Below are 18,327 nucleotides of genomic sequence, written 5' to 3'. Positions count from 1 at the left end.
GGCTGTGAGTTGAGCGACGCGCGGGTCCGCATGGTGGACGGTCCCGGGTATGCGTACGTGTTGTATCTAAGATGTGTTCATGCCTTCCGTGCCCTCCGTCGCCCCGCCCGTCTCCCTCAAGCAGCCGCCCGCGGCCGACCGTGTCTACACCCACGTCAAGCACGGCGTCCTGGACCGCCGTTACGAGGGCGGCACGCTCCTGACCGAGGGCGAGCTGGCCGAGGCCGTCGGGGTCTCGCGCACGCCGGTGCGCGAGGCGCTGCTGCGCCTGGAGGTGGAGGGGCTGATCAAGCTCTACCCGAAGAAGGGCGCCCTGGTACTGCCCGTCTCCGCGCAGGAGATCGCCGACGTGGTGGAGACCCGGCTGCTGGTGGAGGAACACGCGGCACGCAAGGCCGTACCCGCCCCGTCCGGGCTGCTCGAGCGGCTCGAGGAACTGCTGCGGAAGCAGAAGGCGCAGGCCGCCGCCGGTGACCTGGCCGCCGCCGCGGTCACCGACCGCTGCTTCCACGCGGAGATCGTGCGCAGCGGCGGCAACGAGATCCTCTCCCGCCTCTACGACCAGCTGCGCGACCGCCAGCTGCGGATGGGCGTCGCCGTCATGCACTCCCACCCGGACCGGATCGCCAAGACCCTCGCCGAGCACGAGGAGATCCTCGACGCGCTGCGCTCGGGGGACGCGGAGGCGGCGGTGGAGGTCGTGCACCGGCACGTGAGCTGGTTCTCGCACCTCGCGCGGGGTGAGGTCCGATGAGCGCGACGAGCGCCCACACCGCCCTCCCGGGTGACCCGCCGGGCGGCCGCCGTGCCGTCGCGGTGTGGTCGATCGGCGTCGCGGTCTACTTCGTCGCGGTCATCTTCCGTACGTCCCTGGGCGTGGCCGGCCTGGACGCGGCCGACCGCTTCCACGTGAACGCCTCGGCGCTGTCCACGTTCTCCATCCTCCAGCTGCTGGTGTACGCGGGCATGCAGATACCCGTGGGCCTGCTGGTCGACCGGCTCGGCACGAAGAGGGTGCTGAGCATCGGTGCCGTGCTGTTCACGGCGGGTCAGCTGGGCTTCGCGTTCTCCCCGTCGTACGGCACCGCGCTCGCCTCCCGCGCGCTGCTCGGCTGCGGTGACGCGATGACCTTCATCAGCGTGCTGCGGCTGGGCACCCGCTGGTTCCCGGTCCGGCGCGGGCCGCTGGTCGCGCAGCTGGCGGGCCTGGTCGGCATGGCCGGCAACCTGGTCTCCACGCTGGTGCTGGCCCGGTTGCTGCACGGCGTCGGCTGGACCCCGGCGTTCGCGGGCAGCGCCCTCGCCGGCGCGGTCGTGCTGGCCCTCGTCCTGCTCTTCCTGAAGGACCACCCCGAGGGGTACGAGCCCGAGCCCTTCCCGCACCAGGGCGCGGCCTACGTCCGCCGGCAGATCGCCGCCTCCTGGCGCGAGCCGGGGACGCGCCTGGGCCTGTGGGTGCACTTCACCACCCAGTTCCCGGCGATGGTCTTCCTCCTCCTGTGGGGCCTGCCGTTCCTGGTCCAGGCCCAGGGCCTCAGCCGTGCCACGGCCGGTGAGCTGCTCACCCTGGTCGTGCTGTCGAACATGGTGATCGGCCTGGTCTACGGCCAGATCGTCGCCCGGCACCACGCGGCCCGGCTGCCGCTGGCGCTGGGTACGGTCGCGGCGACGGCGGCGCTGTGGGCGGCGACCCTGGCCTACCCGGCCGAGCACGCTCCCAGGTGGCTGCTGGTGGTGCTGTGCGCGGTGCTGGGCGCGTGCGGCCCGGCGTCGATGCTCGGCTTCGACTTCGCCCGCCCCGCCAACCCGCCGGAGCGTCAGGGCACCGCCTCCGGAATCACCAACATGGGCGGTTTCGTCGCCTCCATGACGACCCTGTTCGCGATCGGCGTGCTGCTGGACGTCACCGGCGACAACTACAGGATCGCCTTCTCCGCGGTCTTCGTCCTCCAGGCCCTCGGCGTCAGCCAGATCCTGCGGCTGCGCGGCCGGGCGGCCCGGCGGGAGCGGGAACGGCTGGTCGCCAGCCGCGTGGAGACCGTGCACGTCCCCGCGTGACTCACCGGGCCACCGGTACGAGGGTCGGATACGGCCAGGCCCAGCACCCCTCGGTAGCTCAGCCACTGCCCCCGGTGCCGGTCGAGCCGCTCGCGGGTCTCGGCCGCCAGCGGATGGTCCGGGTACCCGGCGAGCCACACCTCGGCGTCGGCCTGGTACGCCGACTCGAACTCCTCCCACTCGTCGGCGCCGGCCGTCTCGACCCACTCGGGCCGGAATCCGGCGTCCACGGCCAGCTCGACGAGGCGGGCGAGGTCGTAGTGCTCCGCGGCGGAGGCGCCCGGCCATATCCCGGACAACTCCTCCGGGCTCGGGGTGCGCTCCCAGAACCCCTCCCCCAGCACCACCCGCCCACCGTCGGCGACCAGCCGGCGCGGCTCCCGCAGGGCCTCGGCGGTGTGCCGGGGCGGCTCGGCCCCGCTCAGCGCATGACCGGCACCGAGGCACAGCACGAGATCGGCGTGCCCGCGCCCGGTCCCCACGGCGGACTCCGCCACGAACTCCACCCGCCCGGCGAGCCCCCGCGCCAGGTCCTCACCGCTGACATCCACCCCGGTTCCCCGGGCGCCCGGTACGGCGTCCAGGACCCGGAGCATCAGCTCGCCCCACCCGCAGCCGACGTCCAGCACGGTGGCGGGCCGCGTCGCGGCGAGCCGCCGGACCATCGCCGCCGCCCGGGACTCGGAGAGGGGGCCGTGGAAGGTGAGCCGGGGCGGCGGGGCGGCGGAGAAGGCGGGCGGGGTGTCGTTGCCGGTGTCGGTCGTCATGGCGGGCACGCTGGTTTTCGGTGCCGCACCGCGACACCGGATATCCGGGCGGCCCCGGAGGGGACACCCGCGTTACGGCGTCACCGCGAAGTTCCGCAGAATCGCCGCCGTCAGCTCCGGATCCCCCTCCGCCTTCACGCGGTCGGCCACGGCCTCCGGCGTGACCCGGCCGCAGGCCAGGCGGACGTAGGTCTCCCAGTCGAGGGTGAGGGTGGCGGCGGGGCCGAGGGCGGGGGTGGACTCCAGGCTGCCGCGGCCCTGGATGTCGACGCGTATGGTCCGCAGGAACTCGACGGGTCCGTGCACGTCGAAGACGATCGCGGAACTGCGGGGCGCCTGGGCGTCCTTCGCGACCACGCGGGGCAGCGCGTCGAGCAGCACGTCCCGGGTGACGTACGCACCCGGCGAGTCCAGGTTGCCGGGCCGCCCGAGGGCGGCGCGCAGGTCCTGCTCGTGCACCCACACGTCGAACGCGCGGGCGCGCATGGCCTGCTCGAGCGTGATCTCCGTGCCGAGCGGTCCGCGCACCTTGTGGCCGGGGTCGCGGGACTCGTTCCGCAGCTGGCGGTTGCGGCGGATGATCGTGTACTCCAGCTCGGAGGTCATCTCCGGCGCCGTGTGGTGGCGGCGGACGTCGACCTGCATCTCCATGTAGCGCTGGTGCTCGTTCGTGACGTGGAACAGGTCACGGGGCAGCGTGTGGATGGGGCGCGGGTCGCCGAGCATCTCGCAGTCCATGCCGATGACGTGCGAGACCACGTCGCGGACCGACCAGCCCGGACACGGGGTCCGCCGGTTCCACTCGCCCTCGACGAGCGGCTGAACCAGTTCGGATATCGCGTCGATGGAGTGGGTCCAGGCGTCGGCGTAGGGCTGGAGGGTGGGATGCAGACTCACGGAACGGGACCCCTCGGCGGTCGGTACACGGGCAGGTTGTGGCGGCGTTGCCAGCGGGACGTTGCTGTCGGCGGGTGTCTTGGAACGCTAAGTTACGCTGCTGTGAGGCACCCCGGCAGTGCTTTCGTGTGACGATCGTAGGCCGGTTTGAACGGCTCGAATGCCAGGACGGTGGTAGTGTGCGCGCCTCTCTGATCCAGATCGCCGTGGACGAGGGCGAATCGGTCGAAGACCGGCGGCGCCGGGTGGCCGCGCTGGTCCGTGAACAGGCCGGGTCCGACCTGGTCGTGCTCCCCGAGCTGTGGACGACGGGTGCCTTCGCGTACGAGGAGTTCGGCCGGGAGGCCGAGCCGCTCGAGGGTCCCACATACGAGGCGATGGCGAAGGCGGCGAGCGACGCGGGCGTGTGGCTGCACGCGGGCTCGGTCCCCGAAAGAGACCCGGGAGGCCCCCTCTACAACACGTCTCTCGTCTTCTCCCCCTCCGGCGATCTGGCCGCGGCCTACCGCAAGATCCATCGCTTCGGCTTCGACAAGGGCGAGGCCGTGCTGATGGGCGCGGGCCGCGACCTGGTGACGGTCCGCCTGCCCGGTACCACCCTCGGCGTGGCCACTTGTTACGATCTCCGGTTCCCCGAACTCTTCCGTGCTCTCGTCGACGCCGGCGCCGAGACCCTGGTGATCCCGGCGGGCTGGCCCGAGCGCCGTCGCGCGCACTGGACGCTGCTGGCTCAGGCGCGGGCGGTCGAGAACCAGGCGTTCGTGCTCGCGTGTGGAACGGCCGGGACGCACGCCGGAGTTCCGCAGGCGGGTCACTCGATCGTGGTGGATCCGTGGGGCGAGGTGCTGGCCGAGGCGGGAGCCGGCGAGGAGGTCCTCACGGTGGACTTCGACCCGGCGAAGGTGGGCGTGACGAGGGAACAGTTCCCGGCGCTGAAGGACCGGGTTCTGGGCCTGGAGACTCCGCGCCGTTAGCGCGGGCCCGGCACCGGACGGACGGCCCTACTCGTCCTCCCGTTCCTGCTCCGCCAGATGGATCACGCACACCGCCACCGCGATCAGCAGTGCCGGGTCGGCGTCGTCCCGTACGACGTCCACGCCGTACGTCTCCCGGACGTGCAGCCGGCGCCGGGAGATCACCGCGAGCAGCTCCCCGTCGTACTCGACGGCGAACTCGCGGTCGAGGATCCTGCCGCTGACGTCCAGCTCCGTGTCGTCCACCAGGGACACCCGGTAGTGGTTGCGCAGGAGGGACAGCCGCTTGCGCTTGATCCGCGCCAGCGGTTCCCCGCCCCGCTCGATCACCATGGTGTTCCGCAGGGTGAGCATCTTCTGGTGGATGTCGACGAGGACCCGCCCCTGCGTGTCCTTCAGTTCGAAGGTGTCCCGCAGCCGCATGGCCTTGCCGTCGACGAGGAACACCCTGTCGCCGTGCTCGTCCTCGATCCAGTAGTCGTCACCGATACCGAGGAGCCGGTCGCGTACGAGGAATCTCATACCGGGACCGCTTCCCCGGCGCCCGGCCCGAAACGCCGCCGGTAGGCCGACGGGCTGAGCCCGGTCTCCCGGCGCAACCGCGCCCGCAGGTTGGCCGCGGTGCCCAGGCCGCTGCGCGCCGCCACGACGTCCAGCCGCGCCTCGCCCCGCTCGATCAGCCGGCAGGCGAGGGCCACGCGTTCCCCGGTCAGCCAGGCCAGCGGTGTGGTCCCCAGCTGGGCACGGAAGCGCCGGTGGAGCGTGGCGGGGGAGACGGCCGCCCGGGCGGCCAGCTCGGCCACGGTCAGCGGCTCGCCCAGCCGCTCCTGCGCCCACGCCAGCAACGGCCCCAGCGACTCGTCCGGCACCTCGGGCACCGGCCGCTGAACGAACTGCCGCTGCCCGCCGTCCCGGTGCGCGGCGAACACCAGCCTCCTGGACACCGAGTTGGCGATCTCGGCGCCGTGGTCCCGGCGCCAGACGTACAGCCCGAGATCGAGCGCGGCGGCGCTGCCGGCGGCGGTCAGCACGTCCCCCTCGTCCACGAACAGCACGTCCGGCTCCAGCAGCACCTTCGGGTGCAGCTCCCGGAAGGAGTCCGCCCAGTGCCAGTGCGTCGTGGCCCGGCGGCCGTCCAGCAGCCCGGCCTCGGCGAGCGCGAAGCTGCCGGTGCAGAAACTGATGACGCGGGCCCCGCGCGCGTGGGTGCGCCGGATGGCGTCGACGACGTCGACGCCGCGCGGCACCACGTTGTCCGGGCGGCCGGGTACGACGAGCGTGTCCGCCGCGTCCACCGCCTCCAGGCCGGGTACGCCGGTCATGGTGAAGAAGCCGTGGTTCATCCGGACGCCGGGTACGGGCGTGCACAGTGTCACCTCGTACAACGGTCCCGGCAGGCCGAGTTCGGGGCGCGGCAGTCCGAACATCTCGGTCGCGACACCGACTTCGAACGGGTTCGTGCCCTCGTCGACGATGACGGCGACGCGGTGCGGCGGTGCGGGCTGCGCGGATCCTTGCGGCATGTGCGATTTCTAGCACTCGTTCGGGTGCCGGGCCATCGCCGAGGATGACGGACATGAGCAGCGAACCCGTCTCCCTGGCCACCGCCCTCGACTCCTTCGACGAGCTGTGGAGCCCCCGCATCGTCACCGCCGTCAACGACTACGACGTACGCGTCGCGAAGGTCGAGGGCGAGCACCTCTGGCACGCGCACGACCACACCGACGAGTTCTTCCTGGTCCTGGAAGGCGAGCTGCACATCGCCCTGCGCGAGCCGGCCGGTGAGCGCACGGTCGTCCTGGCCAAGGGGTCGGTCTTCACGGTCCCGCGAGGCACCGAGCACAAGCCCCTGTCCCCGTCCGGGGCCTCGATCCTGGTCTTCGAACCCACGGGCACGTCCACGGTCGGCGACCGCCACGACGATGTCCCGGACCACGTGGACGCGACGACCGGACACCCGCTCACCTGAGAGGACGGGGCCCGCCTGTCCGGATGGCACCCTTGGACACATGACCGACTCCGCACCCCGGCGCGTTCGCGTCCGCGCCCCCGAGCTGACCGGCAAGGGCGGCTGGATCAACACAGATGACAAGCGGCTCGGCCTCGCCGAGCTGCGAGGACGTATCGTAATTGTCGATTTCTGGACATTCTGCTGCGTGAACTGCCTGCACGTCCTCGACGAACTCCGCGAGCTGGAGGAGAAGCACCGGGACACGGTCGTCGTCATCGGGGTGCACTCCCCGAAGTTCGCGCACGAGGCCGATCACCGGGCGGTCGTGGACGCCGTGGAGCGGTACGGCGTCGAGCATCCGGTGCTGGACGATCCGGAGCTCGCCACCTGGAAGCAGTACGCCGTGCGCGCCTGGCCGACGCTCGTCGTGATCGACCCGGAGGGGTACGTCGTCGCGCAGCACGCCGGTGAGGGGCATGTGCACGCCATCGAGCGGCTGGTGACCGATCTGGAGGCGGAGCACGAGGCGAAGGGGACGCTGCGGCGGGGTGACGGCCCGTACGTGGCGCCGGAGCCGGAGCCGACCGCCCTGCGCTTTCCCGGCAAGGCGCTCCTGCTGCCCAGCGGGAACTTCCTGGTCAGCGACACCACCCGGCACCAGCTGGTGGAGCTGGAGGAGGACGGGGAGACCCTCGTACGGCGCGTCGGCTCCGGTGCGCGCGGTTTCGCCGACGGCACGGGGGAGACGGCTTCCTTCAACGAGCCGCAGGGGCTCGCGCTGCTCGACGACGGGGCGGTGGTGGTCGCAGACACCGTCAACCACGCCCTGCGCCGACTCGACCTCGCCACCGGTGAGGTGACCACCCTCGCGGGCACCGGCCGCCAGTGGTGGCAGGGGTCCCCGACCTCGGGCCCGGCCCGCGAGGTCGACCTCTCCTCCCCCTGGGACGTGGCGGTCTTCGGCGGCAAGGTGTGGATCGCCATGGCGGGCGTGCACCAGCTGTGGGCGTACGACCCGGCCGAGGGCACCGTCGCCGTCACGGCCGGTACGACCAACGAGGGCCTGGTGGACGGGCCGGGCGAACAGGCCTGGTTCGCGCAGCCGTCCGGGCTCGCGGCGACCCCCGACCGGCTGTGGCTCGCCGACTCCGAGACGTCAGCGCTGCGCTGGGTCGACCTCGACGGTCACGTCCACACCGCCGTCGGCACCGGCCTGTTCGACTTCGGCCACCGCGACGGCGCCGCCGAGCAGGCCCTGCTCCAGCACCCGTTGGGCGTGACGGCCCTGCCCGACGGTTCGGTGGCCGTCTCCGACACCTACAACCACGCCCTGCGCCGCTACGACCCGGCGACCGGTGAGGTGACCACCCTCGCCACCGACCTGCGCGAGCCCAGCGACGCCGTGCTCGTCGGCGACGACATCGTGGTCGTGGAGTCGGCCCGGCACCGCCTGACCCGGCTGCGGCTGCCGGAGGAGGCGGTACGGGTGGAGTCCGTCGCCCACCGCACGCAGCGCGCGGCCACCGAAGTCGCCCCCGGCGAACTCCGGCTGGACGTCATCTTCCAGGCCCCGGCGGGCCAGAAACTGGACACCCGCTACGGCCCCTCGACCCGCCTGCTGGTCTCCTCGACCCCGCCCGAGCTGCTGCTGAAGGGAGAGGGCGCGGACACGGACCTGTCCCGCACCCTCGAGCTAAGCCCCGCTGTTCCGGAAGGCGTGCTGCACGTCTCCGCGATGGCGGCGTCGTGTGATGACGACCCGTCCAACGAATACCCCGCCTGCCACGTCCACCAGCAGGACTGGGGCGTCCCGGTCCGCCTCACCGAGGGCGGGGCGGACCGGCTGCCGCTGGTGCTGGCAGGGCTGGACGAGCCGGCCGAGGGTCAGACGCCGTAACCGTCGCTGTAGCCGTCGCCGTATCCGCTTCCGTGGTGGTGGTGCCGCTCCTCCTCGACGACCGTGGTCGTCGGGGGCGGCACCACGACCCGCCTGCGCCGCGCGATGCTGCTGAACGTCGCGACGCCGATCAGCCCGACGATCATCAGGATGAACCCGACCAGATGAACGTTGATCCCGTTCATGTGCCAGTCGGTCGCGAACGTGAGGATGGCTCCCACGGCGATGAGGATGATGCACCCGCCGAGGCCCATGAGTGTCGCCTCCTGTCCGGACCGGCCGTTCCGGTCCGACACTGCGGGTACCCCCGTTGTCAACCCCCATGCAGTGCAGGGACGTTCCGCCACCCGGGGTACTAGCTCTCCAGGAACGCCACCAGCGCGTTCGCCAGCAGATACGGGTCGTCCGCGCCGCACAGTTCCCGGGCGCTGTGCATCGACAGGATCGCCACGCCGATGTCGACGGTGCGGATGCCGTGGCGGGCGGCGGTGATCGGGCCGATCGTGGTGCCGCAGGGCATGGAGTTGTGGGAGACGAAGGACTGGAAGGGGACGCCCGCCTTCTCGCAGGCGGCGGCCCACACGGCGCGGCCCGAACCGTCCGTCGCATAGCGGTTGTTGACGTTGACCTTGAGGATCGGGCCGCCGTTGACGCGCGGGTGGTGCGTCGGGTCGTGCCGCTCCGCGTAGTTGGGGTGGACGGCGTGCCCGGTGTCGGAGGACAGGCAGACGGTGGCGGCGAAGGCGCGGGCCCGGTCCTCGTAACCGCCGCCGCGCGCGAACACCGAGCGCTCCAGCACCGTGCCGAGCAGCGGCCCGTCCGCGCCGGTGTCCGACTGGGAGCCGTTCTCCTCGTGGTCGAAGGCGGCCAGCACCGGGATGGCGGGCAGCGGTTCGCCGGAGGCGGCGACGGCCGTCAGGGCCGCCACGCCCGCGTGCACGGACAGCAGGTTGTCCATCCGCGGGCCCGCGACCAGCTCCCGGTCACGGCCGAGGTAGGCAGGCGGCTCCACCGAGTGCGTCATCAGGTCCCAGCCGGCCACCTCGCCCGCCGGCAGCCCGCACTCCTCCTCCAGGAAGGCGATGAGGTCGCCGTCGCGCACGTCGTCGCCCAGGCCCCACACCGGCTGCAGATGCCGCTGTTTGTCCAGCTTGAGCCCCTCGGAGGACACCGACCGGTCGAGGTGGATGGCCAGTTGGGGCACCCGCAGCAGCGGCCGGTCGATGTTCACCAGGCGGGTCGAGCCGTCCCGCAGGGTCAGCCGTCCGGCCAGCCCCAGGTCGCGGTCGAGCCAGGAGTTCAGCAGCGGCCCGCCGTAGATCTCGACGGCGACCTGGCGCCAGCCGTGCGCCCCGCTGTCCGGCTGCGGCTTGACGCGCAGGTTGGGCGAGTCGGTGTGCGCGCCGACGATCCGGAACGGCGTGTGGGCGGCCGAGCCCTCGGGGACGTACCAGGCCACGATCGCGCCGCCGCGCAGCACGTACCTGCCGCCGCTCGCCGTGGCGGAAGCCGCTGATGTCTCCGCGTCCCAGGCATCCGTCTCGGCGACCTGCCTGAAGCCGGCCTTCTCCAGCCGTTCGGCGGCGTTCGCCACGGCGTGGTACGGCGACGGGCTCGCCGCGAGGAAGGACATCAGGTCGTCGGTGTGGCCGCGGTCGAAGCGGGCTGCTGCGCTCATGCCTTCACTTTAACGACGCACGAGGGCCCGCTCCCCCTGCCGGGAGCGGCCCCTCGCGCGAGTGGTCAGGGGCGGTACGGCCGGGTCAGAACGCGGCCTCGTCCAGCTCCATCAGGTCCAGCTCGACACCCTCGGCCACCTTGCGGGCCAGGGTGACGCCGGGCAGGACGTTGGCCGCGAAGAACTTCGCCGCCGCGATCTTGCCGGTGTAGAACGCCTTGTCCTTCGCGGAGGCCGTCTCCAGCTTCTCGGCGGCGATCGCGGCTCCCTTGAGCAGCAGGTAGCCGACGACGACGTCACCGGAGGCCATCAGCAGGCGGGTGGTGTTGAGCCCGACCTTGTAGATGTTCTTGACGTCCTGCTCGGTGGCCGCGAGGTCGGTGAGCATCAGGCCGACGATGGCCTCCAGTTCGACGGCGGCCTTGGCGAGGTGCTCGCGGGCGCCGGCCAGCTCCTCGCCGCCGGTGCCGAGCGCCAGGAACTTCTTGATGTCCTCGGCGAGGGAGTTGAGCGCCGCGCCCTGGTTACGGACGATCTTCCGGAAGAAGAAGTCCTGGCCCTGGATCGCGGTGGTGCCCTCGTACAGGGTGTCGATCTTGGCGTCGCGGATGTACTGCTCGATCGGGTACTCCTGCAGGAAGCCGGAGCCGCCGAAGGTCTGCAGCGACTGGGCGAGCTGCTCGTAGCCCTTCTCGGAGCCGTAGCCCTTGACGATCGGCAGGAGCAGGTCGTTGAGGGCGTGCTCGGTGGAGGCGTCCTCGCCGGCCGCCTCCTTGACGGCTATCGCGTCCTGGATCGAGGCGGTGTAGAGGACGAGGGCGCGCATGCCCTCGGCGTACGCCTTCTGCGTGATCAGGGAGCGGCGCACGTCCGGGTGGTGGGTGATGGTGACCTTGGGCGCGGTCTTGTCCATGAAGTTCGCCAGGTCGGGACCCTGGACGCGCTCCTTGGCGTACTCGAGGGCGTTGAGGTAACCGGTCGACAGGGTGGAGATCGCCTTCGTGCCGACCATCATCCGCGCGAACTCGATGATGCGGAACATCTGGCGGATGCCGTCGTGCTTGTCGCCGATCAGCCAGCCCTTGGCCGGGTGGCGGTCGCCGAAGGTCATCTCGCAGGTGTTGGAGGCCTTCAGGCCCATCTTGTGCTCGACGTTGGTGGCGTAGACGCCGTTGCGCTCGCCCAGCTCGCCGGTCTCGAAGTCGAAGAGGTACTTGGGCACGAGGAAGAGGGACAGGCCCTTGGTGCCGGGACCGGCACCCTCGGGACGCGCCAGCACGTAGTGGAAGATGTTCTCCGTCATGTCGTGCTCACCGGAGGTGATGAACCGCTTCACGCCCTCGATGTGCCAGGAGCCGTCCTCCTGCTGGATCGCCTTGGTGCGGCCGGCGCCCACGTCCGAGCCGGCGTCCGGCTCGGTGAGCACCATGGTGGAGCCCCACTGCTTCTCGACGGCGATCTGCGCGATCTTCTTCTGGACCTCGTTGCCCTCGTCGAAGAGGATCCCGGCGAACGCCGGGCCGGAGGAGTACATCCACACGGCCGGGTTGGCGCCGAGGATCAGCTCCGCGTACGCCCAGATCAGGGACGGGGGAGCCGTCGTGCCGCCGATCTCCTCGGGCAGGCCGAGGCGCCAGTACTCCGAGTCCATGAAGGCCTTGAAGCTCTTCTTGAAGGACTCCGGGACCGGCGCGGTGTTCGTCTCGGGGTCGAAGACCGGCGGGTTGCGGTCGGCGTCCGCGAAGGACTCGGCCAGCTCGTTCTCGGCGAGGCGGGTCAGCTCCTCGAGGACGCTCCTGGCGGTGTCCGTGTCCATCTCCTCGAACGGGCCGGTGCCGTAGAGCTTGTCGCGGCCGAGTACTTCGAAGAGGTTGAACTCGATGTCGCGGAGGTTCGACTTGTAGTGCCCCATGGTGACGGCTCCGTTAGGACTCGGCGAGGCACTGACTCCTCGCATCTGGTTCACGTACCAACAAGTAACCCCGATGATGCTACCCGTCGGTAATAAGAAGCAACCCCTACCCGTCCAAGTGTGAGAAGGCTCTACATACCCGCGCCGGGGAACGGCTCAAGAGGGCCTGACGGCCCTGATGCCGAGCGGGCTGTCTCGGTACGCTTACGCGCATGTACGGCTACGACCAGAATGCGGGCGCTCAGCAGCAGTACGCCCCGCCGCAGCAGCCCGGCGGCCTCGGCGGGTACGGCCAGCAGCCGCCGCTCTACCCGGAGCCGTCCCCGCCCTCGCTCGCGGACGCGGTGCGCGCCTTCACCACCGGCCAGATGTCCGCCGAGGACTTCCAGCAGGTGTTCGCCACCTCCAAGGTGTACTGCCCGCGCGGCGACAACCCCGGCTTCCTCGCCCTGCACAACACCCAGCAGCCGGTGATCCCGATGTTCACCTCCCTCAAGGAGCTGCGCCGGTACGCGGGCAAGGAGTCGAAGTACTTCGTCATCACGGGCGCCGAGGTGATCGACCTGCTGCCGACCGGCTACGGCTTCGTCCTGGACATGGAGGGCGAGCACCGCATGGTCTTCGACGCGAAGGCGGTCGAACAGATGGTCGAGTTCGCGATGCGCCGCATGTACGGCTGATGCCTCGCCGCTGGTCCCGCGCGGCCGGCGGCGCAGACCGGTCGCCGGGTGGGCCCGGAGGGAATTCCCTCCGGGCTTTCTCTGTTCTCGGTGACAGGAAGTTCAACGCTCAACTAAAATGGGCCTACCAAGGAGGTACCGACATGCCTGCAGTGACCGTCGAGAACCCGCTGACGCTGCCCCGTGTGACCGTGCCCGCCGGCGCCGTGGCACGTCCCGTGCTCGCCGTCACGACGGCGCCGAGCGGTTTCGAGGGCGAGGGCTTCCCGGTGCGCCGGGCGTTCGCCGGGATCAACTACCGCTACCTCGACCCGTTCATCATGATGGACCAGATGGGCGAGGTGGACTACGCGCCGGGCGAGCCCAAGGGCACCCCCTGGCATCCGCACCGCGGCTTCGAGACCGTCACCTACATCATCGACGGGATCTTCGACCACCAGGACTCCAACGGCGGTGGCGGAACCATCACCAACGGCGACACCCAGTGGATGACGGCAGGCTCGGGTCTCCTCCACATCGAGGCCCCGCCGGAGTCCCTCGTCATGTCCGGCGGCCTCTTCCACGGCCTGCAGCTGTGGGTGAACCTGCCCGCCGAGGACAAGATGATGGCCCCGCGCTACCAGGACATCCGCGGCGGCAACGTCCAGCTGCTCACCTCCCCCGACGGCGGCGCCCTGCTCCGCGTCATCGCCGGTGAACTGGACGGCCACGCCGGTCCCGGCATCACGCACACGCCGATCACCATGATCCACGCGACGCTGGCGCCGGGCGCGGAGATCACCCTGCCCTGGCGGGAGGACTTCAACGGCCTGGCCTACGTCCTCGCGGGCCACGGCTTCGTCGGCACCGAGCGCCGCCCGGTCCAGCTGGGCCAGACCGCCGTCTTCGGCAGCGGCTCCTCGCTGACCGTCCGCGCGGACGACAAGCAGGACTCCCACACCCCGGACCTGGAGATCGTTCTCCTGGGCGGACAGCCGATCCGTGAGCCGATGGCCCACTACGGCCCGTTCGTCATGAACACCAGGGAAGAGCTTCAGCAGGCATTCGAGGACTTCCAGAGAGGTCGGCTGGGCACCATCCCGGCCGTGCACGGGATGTCTGAGGGCAGGCTGTAGGGCTCGCTGAAGTTATCGATGCGGACTGGCTTTTTACCGATTGGTGGCGATGGGGTGCGACGGTCTTGACCGGGTGTCTTGCGGACTGTGTGCGGACCGTGGTGTCCCTCCCGTTTGCTCTCCCGGTACCCGGCGGCCACGTGGTAGCCCGCCTCCGATTGGTCAGCGGGCTACCACTTCCGCTACGGGATGGAGTCCAGGAAGGGACGGCCGTGTTCGCGCATCGCCTGGATGGCGTGCTCGTATTCGGTCTCATCCTCAAGGAGGAGAGCCATGCGTGTCTCGGTGTTGTAGATGGTGCCGAGCCCGAGGGCAGATGTGATGACGACCCATCCGTCCTCGGTTCCGTCCCACAGGTAGTCCAGGCTCTCGGGTTCGTCTGTCATGGGGTTACCCCGTACTTCGTGAAGGTGACGACCATGCCGCCGTTACCGACAGGAATGATCTGGGACGAACGCATGGGAGCGTGGGCGGGTCCGCAACGGCAGGGTGGTCCAGCGCTACTTCGTCGGCGACCGGGAGGTCGCGGAGCACGAGATGGACTTGCTCTTCCTCGACAAGCACGAGAACGAGGTGCTCCGGCACGCCCAGCGCGGCACCCCGGCCCCGCTCACCTCGGACTTCGGCCACCGGGCCGGCCCCGACGACACCTGGCAGGTCGAGCCCGTCCTGGTCGGCCGAGCCAACCCGCTGAACGTCGTCGTCTCCCGGGCCGAGCACACCGGGGAGGCCGTCCGTGCCGAGGTCACGCCCCGCTCCGACAACCGCGCGCTGTTCGACCACGCCTACGACCACCTGCCGGCCATGACGCTGGTCGAGGCGGCCCGCCAGCTCGCGCCCCTGGCCGCCGGCCGGCCCCAGGCCACCCATGCCACCGGCTTCGAGGCGGCCTTCAGCCGCTTCGCCGAACCGGACGAGGCGGTCCTGGCCGAGGCGCCCGCCGCGGCCGGCCGTCCTGTCGTCCGGGGATCCCCGGCTGACGGAGCGGGTGCGGCGGTGCTGGTCCGAGCTGCAGTCCACGATCGCGGAGCGTACGGGGGCCGCGCCGGACGAGGTGAGGGCGTTTCTGGCGCAGGAGCTGCTGCTCGGCGCGGAGCAGGCACTGGGCTGACACCCGCCGCCCGCCTCTCGGTCCACCGGGTACTGGACCGGCAGGCGTTGCGGGCCTCACCCGGCCGGGGGCTCGCGGCAGGACAGCCGGCCCCGGCACATGATCCGCTGGACGCGTGCACCTGCTGCCCGACCCCGCTCGCCGCCTCGCCGCCTGGTGCGCCGTCCTGCTGCTCATCGCCGGCGTCGGCTGGGTCGGCGTCCGCCTCTGCGCGGAGTTCCGCACCGCCGTCGTCCCGGTCCTGCTCGCCCTGCTCGGCACGGCGTTGCTCAGGCCGCTGTACCGACGGCTGGTCGGCGCCGGGGTGCAGCGCTCCGTCGCGGCGGGACTGACCTGTGTCGCCGTCGTGGCCGTCGTCGGCGGCGCCGTGTACATCGTGGTCGCCGCTCTCATCGACACCGGCGACCAGATCCTCGACTCGCTCCGCACCGCCGCCAAGTCCCTTTCCCAGCACTTCGGAGCCGCCGGGACCGGACTCGACGACCTGGCCGCCAACTCCCGCAAGCTGCTCAGCAGGTTCGGCGCAACCGCGGCCTCCAACGTCATCAGCGGGGTCAGCGTGGTCGGCGAGACCCTCGCCGAGGCCGTCCTCGCCCTGCTGCTCGTCTTCTTCTTCCTGCGCGACTCCCACCGCGCCCTGGAGACCCTCAAGGCCCTCGCACCCGTCGGCACCGCCGGCACTTTGGAGGCCATCGCGCGCCGCGCCTTCCAGGCGGTGGAGGGGTTCATGCGCGGGACGACCGTCATCGCCCTCATCGACGCCCTCTGCATCACCGTCGGCCTGCTGGTCCTCCGCGTACCCGGCGCGATCGGCCTCGGCGCCCTCGTCTTCGTCAGCGCGTACATCCCCTACCTCGGCGCCTTCATCTCCGGCGCGGTGGCCGTGCTGGTCGCGCTCGCCGACCGCGGCTTCGTCATCGCGCTGTGGGCGCTGGGGGTCGTCCTTGCGGTGCAGGTGCTGGAAGGGCACGTGCTCCAGCCGGTCATCCAGAGCCGGACCGTGCAGATGCACCCCGCGGTGGTGATGCTGGCGATCACCGCCGGAGCCTCCGTCGCGGGCATCCTCGGCATGCTGCTCGCGGTCCCGCTGACCGCGGCCGCCTTCGGTGTCGCACACGAACTCCGCACGCGCTACGGGGCGCCCGAGCCGTCGGACTCGTAGAGCTCGAACCAGATGCTCGGTTCCCCGTGCCGGCGCTTGTGCGGAAGGCCGTGATCGCGGTGGTGCCCTCGTCGACCGCCAGGGGCACCACCCCGGTGATCTCGTTCCGGTCCTCGGCGACCGACGCCAGGGGCTCTCCAGTGCTCATTGCCCCACTTCAGGAAGATCTGATCGATACCTGCCACCGTGGGCGGGCGGGCGGTAATGGTGGAGAGCCGATCTTGGGGTGCCCGGTACCCTTGATGGGTCCGGGCCCCGTGCCCGTTCCCGCCGGTCCGCAGAGCCGGCAGGAGAAAACCCCACCACGAAGGACGATGAACGACGATGCATCGGTACAGGTCCCACACCTGCGGCCAGCTCCGCGCCTCTGACGTCGGCACCGACGTCCGGCTGAGTGGCTGGCTGCACAATCGGCGCGACCTGGGCGGCATCCTCTTCATCGATCTGCGCGACCACTACGGCATCACGCAGCTGGTGGCCCGTCCCGGTACGCCCGCGTACGAGGCCCTGGACAAGATCTCCAAGGAGTCCACGGTCCGCGTCGACGGCCAGGTTGTTTCACGTGGAACCGAGAACGTGAACCCCGACCTGCCCACCGGCGAGATCGAGGTCGAGGTCGCCGAGGTCGAGCTGCTCGGTGCGGCCGCCCCGCTGCCCTTCACGATCAACACCGAGGACGGGGTCAACGAGGAGCGACGCCTGGAGTACCGCTTCCTGGACCTGCGCCGCGAGCGCATGCACCGCAACATCATGCTGCGTACGGCCGTGATCTCCGCGATCCGGCACAAGATGGCGGCGATGGGCTTCAACGAGATGGCGACGCCGATCCTGTCCGCCACCTCTCCCGAGGGCGCCCGTGACTACGTGGTCCCCTCCCGTGTGCACCCGGGCAAGTTCTACGCGCTGCCGCAGGCTCCGCAGCAGTTCAAGCAGCTGCTGATGATCTCCGGCTTCGACCGCTACTTCCAGATCGCGCCCTGCTTCCGCGACGAGGACGCCCGCGCCGACCGCTCGCCGGGCGAGTTCTACCAGCTCGACGTGGAGATGTCCTTCGTCGAGCAGGAGGACGTCTTCCAGCCGATCGAGAAGCTGATGACGGAACTCTTCGAGGAGTTCGGCGGCGGCCGTCACGTCACCTCCCCCTTCCCGCGGATCCCGTTCCGCGAGGCGATGCTGAAGTACGGCTCCGACAAGCCGGACCTGCGCGCCAAGCTGGAGCTGGTGGACATCACCGATGTCTTCGAGGGCTCGGAGTTCAAGGCGTTCGCCGGCCAGCACGTGTGCGCGCTGCCGGTGCCGGACGTCTCCGCGCAGCCCCGCAAGTTCTTCGACCAGCTCGGTGAGTACGCGGTCGAGCAGGGCGCCAAGGGACTGGCCTGGGTGCGCGTGGCCGAGGACGGCTCGCTGACCGGCCCGATCGCGAAGTTCCTCACGGAGGAGAACGTCGCCGAGCTGACCAAGCGCCTCTCCCTGGCCCCCGGCCACGCGGTGTTCTTCGGCGCGGGCGAGTTCGACGAGGTCTCGAAGATCATGGGCGCGGTGCGGGTGGAAGCCGCCAAGCGGGCCGGGCACTTCGAGGAGGGCGTCTTCCGCTTCTGCTGGATCGTCGACTTCCCGATGTACGAGAAGGACGAGGAGACCGGCGCGATCGACTTCTCGCACAACCCCTTCTCGATGCCGCAGGGCGGTCTGGAGGCCCTGCGGACCCAGGACCCGCTGGACATCCTGGGCTGGCAGTACGACATCGTGTGCAACGGCGTCGAGCTGTCCTCCGGCGCGATCCGGAACCACGAGCCGGAGATCATGCTGAAGGCCTTCGAGATCGCGGGCTACGACCGCGAGACCGTGGAGGAGAAGTTCGCCGGCATGCTGCGCGCCTTCCGCTTCGGCGCCCCGCCGCACGGCGGCATCGCGCCCGGCGTGGACCGCATCGTCATGCTCCTCGCGGACGAGCCGAACATCCGCGAGACGATCGCCTTCCCGCTCAACGGCAACGCCCAGGACCTGATGATGGGCGCCCCGACCGAGCTGGACGAGTCCCGCCTCAAGGAGCTGCACCTGTCCGTCCGGAAGCCGCAGCCGAAGTAAGCCGCGGGCGACGGAAAGGGCTCGGAACCGATGCCGG

16 protein-coding genes and 2 pseudogenes are annotated in these 18,327 nt (G+C 70.8%); 10 read left to right on the top strand and 8 right to left on the bottom strand.

The window, feature by feature from the left end:
• The first annotated feature begins 79 nt into the window (after positions 1 to 79).
• Together ACIBBH_RS11745 and ACIBBH_RS11740 are read left to right on the top strand one after the other, a co-directional pair.
• The gene (locus ACIBBH_RS11745) at positions 80 to 754 is read left to right on the top strand and encodes a GntR family transcriptional regulator (RefSeq protein ID WP_399404081.1); all 675 of its coding nucleotides are present in this window, start codon (positions 80 to 82) and stop codon (positions 752 to 754) included.
• Complete coding sequence (locus tag ACIBBH_RS11740; RefSeq protein ID WP_399404080.1) at positions 751 to 2,058, top strand: nitrate/nitrite transporter; 1,308 nt, start codon at positions 751 to 753, stop codon at positions 2,056 to 2,058. Before ACIBBH_RS11745 ends, ACIBBH_RS11740 begins: the two co-directional genes overlap by 4 nt.
• Position 2,059: 1 nt before the next feature.
• Here ACIBBH_RS11740 and ACIBBH_RS11735 read toward each other — a convergent pair.
• Positions 2,060 to 2,825, bottom strand: a pseudogene (locus tag ACIBBH_RS11735) (SAM-dependent methyltransferase).
• Positions 2,826 to 2,897: 72 nt separating this feature from the next.
• Positions 2,898 to 3,722 carry a maleylpyruvate isomerase family mycothiol-dependent enzyme gene (locus tag ACIBBH_RS11730; protein ID WP_399404079.1) on the bottom strand — a complete coding sequence of 275 codons (825 nt, stop codon included), beginning with the start codon at positions 3,720 to 3,722 and terminating at the stop codon, positions 2,898 to 2,900.
• A 179-nt stretch (positions 3,723 to 3,901) separates the two neighbouring features.
• Between ACIBBH_RS11730 and ACIBBH_RS11725 the strand changes: the two genes are divergently transcribed.
• Entirely contained in the window at positions 3,902 to 4,696 is a 795-nt protein-coding gene (locus ACIBBH_RS11725) for a carbon-nitrogen family hydrolase (RefSeq protein ID WP_399404078.1), read from the top strand.
• Between the two features lie 27 nt (positions 4,697 to 4,723).
• On the opposite strand, the gene ACIBBH_RS11720 is transcribed toward ACIBBH_RS11725, so the two are convergent.
• Complete coding sequence (locus ACIBBH_RS11720; protein WP_399404077.1) at positions 4,724 to 5,218, bottom strand: LURP-one-related/scramblase family protein; 495 nt, start codon at positions 5,216 to 5,218, stop codon at positions 4,724 to 4,726.
• On the bottom strand, positions 5,215 to 6,219 hold the full coding sequence (locus ACIBBH_RS11715; RefSeq protein WP_399404076.1) for a helix-turn-helix domain-containing protein: 1,005 nt from the start codon (positions 6,217 to 6,219) through the stop codon (positions 5,215 to 5,217). The genes ACIBBH_RS11720 and ACIBBH_RS11715 overlap by 4 nt, the downstream gene beginning before the upstream one ends.
• Before the next feature lie 53 nt (positions 6,220 to 6,272).
• On the opposite strand from ACIBBH_RS11715, the gene ACIBBH_RS11710 reads away from it, so the two are divergent.
• Positions 6,273 to 6,665, top strand: a complete 393-nt coding sequence (locus tag ACIBBH_RS11710) for a cupin domain-containing protein (RefSeq protein WP_399404075.1) — start codon at positions 6,273 to 6,275, stop codon at positions 6,663 to 6,665.
• Positions 6,666 to 6,705: 40 nt separating this feature from the next.
• The gene (locus tag ACIBBH_RS11705) at positions 6,706 to 8,544 is read left to right on the top strand and encodes an NHL domain-containing thioredoxin family protein (RefSeq protein WP_399404074.1); all 1,839 of its coding nucleotides are present in this window, start codon (positions 6,706 to 6,708) and stop codon (positions 8,542 to 8,544) included.
• Here ACIBBH_RS11705 and ACIBBH_RS11700 read toward each other — a convergent pair.
• The 3 genes from ACIBBH_RS11700 to ACIBBH_RS11690 all read right to left on the bottom strand — a co-directional run bounded on the left by ACIBBH_RS11700 (position 8,532) and on the right by ACIBBH_RS11690 (position 12,134).
• A complete protein-coding gene (locus tag ACIBBH_RS11700) occupies positions 8,532 to 8,798 on the bottom strand; it encodes a DUF6458 family protein (RefSeq protein ID WP_399404073.1) in 267 nt (88 codons plus the stop codon). The two genes, ACIBBH_RS11705 and ACIBBH_RS11700, sit on opposite strands and share 13 nt — an antisense overlap.
• Positions 8,799 to 8,899: 101 nt before the next feature.
• Positions 8,900 to 10,222 carry a M18 family aminopeptidase gene (locus tag ACIBBH_RS11695; protein ID WP_399404072.1) on the bottom strand — a complete coding sequence of 441 codons (1,323 nt, stop codon included), beginning with the start codon at positions 10,220 to 10,222 and terminating at the stop codon, positions 8,900 to 8,902.
• Positions 10,223 to 10,307: 85 nt separating this feature from the next.
• Positions 10,308 to 12,134, bottom strand: coding sequence for an acyl-CoA dehydrogenase (locus tag ACIBBH_RS11690; protein ID WP_399404071.1), 1,827 nt, complete (start codon positions 12,132 to 12,134; stop codon positions 10,308 to 10,310).
• Between the two features lie 212 nt (positions 12,135 to 12,346).
• Here ACIBBH_RS11690 and ACIBBH_RS11685 point away from each other — a divergent pair, with 212 nt between their 5' ends.
• Positions 12,347 to 12,814, top strand: a complete 468-nt coding sequence (locus tag ACIBBH_RS11685) for an SseB family protein (protein ID WP_399404070.1) — start codon at positions 12,347 to 12,349, stop codon at positions 12,812 to 12,814.
• A 143-nt stretch (positions 12,815 to 12,957) separates the two neighbouring features.
• The gene (locus ACIBBH_RS11680; RefSeq protein WP_399404069.1) at positions 12,958 to 13,929 is read left to right on the top strand and encodes a pirin family protein; all 972 of its coding nucleotides are present in this window, start codon (positions 12,958 to 12,960) and stop codon (positions 13,927 to 13,929) included.
• Between the two features lie 182 nt (positions 13,930 to 14,111).
• Here the strand turns inward: ACIBBH_RS11680 and ACIBBH_RS11675 are convergent, their stop codons facing one another.
• A complete protein-coding gene (locus ACIBBH_RS11675) occupies positions 14,112 to 14,315 on the bottom strand; it encodes a hypothetical protein (RefSeq protein WP_399404068.1) in 204 nt (67 codons plus the stop codon).
• 151 nt (positions 14,316 to 14,466) lie between these two features.
• On the opposite strand from ACIBBH_RS11675, the pseudogene ACIBBH_RS11670 reads away from it, so the two are divergent.
• The 3 genes and pseudogenes from ACIBBH_RS11670 to aspS all read left to right on the top strand — a co-directional run.
• Positions 14,467 to 14,766 (top strand): annotated as a pseudogene (locus ACIBBH_RS11670) (AfsA-related hotdog domain-containing protein); the annotation flags it as partial.
• Between the two features lie 389 nt (positions 14,767 to 15,155).
• The gene (locus ACIBBH_RS11665) at positions 15,156 to 16,202 is read left to right on the top strand and encodes an AI-2E family transporter (RefSeq protein WP_399404067.1); all 1,047 of its coding nucleotides are present in this window, start codon (positions 15,156 to 15,158) and stop codon (positions 16,200 to 16,202) included.
• 324 nt (positions 16,203 to 16,526) lie between these two features.
• The gene (aspS, locus tag ACIBBH_RS11660; protein ID WP_399404066.1) at positions 16,527 to 18,290 is read left to right on the top strand and encodes an aspartate--tRNA ligase; all 1,764 of its coding nucleotides are present in this window, start codon (positions 16,527 to 16,529) and stop codon (positions 18,288 to 18,290) included.
• Positions 18,291 to 18,327: the final 37 nt, after the last annotated feature.

The sequence above is a fragment of the Streptomyces sp. NPDC051636 genome (assembly GCF_044453765.1).
Taxonomy (GTDB): domain Bacteria; phylum Actinomycetota; class Actinomycetes; order Streptomycetales; family Streptomycetaceae; genus Streptomyces.
The sequence above is the reverse complement of the archived record's forward strand: the minus strand, read 5'-3'. Positions and strand labels throughout refer to the sequence as shown.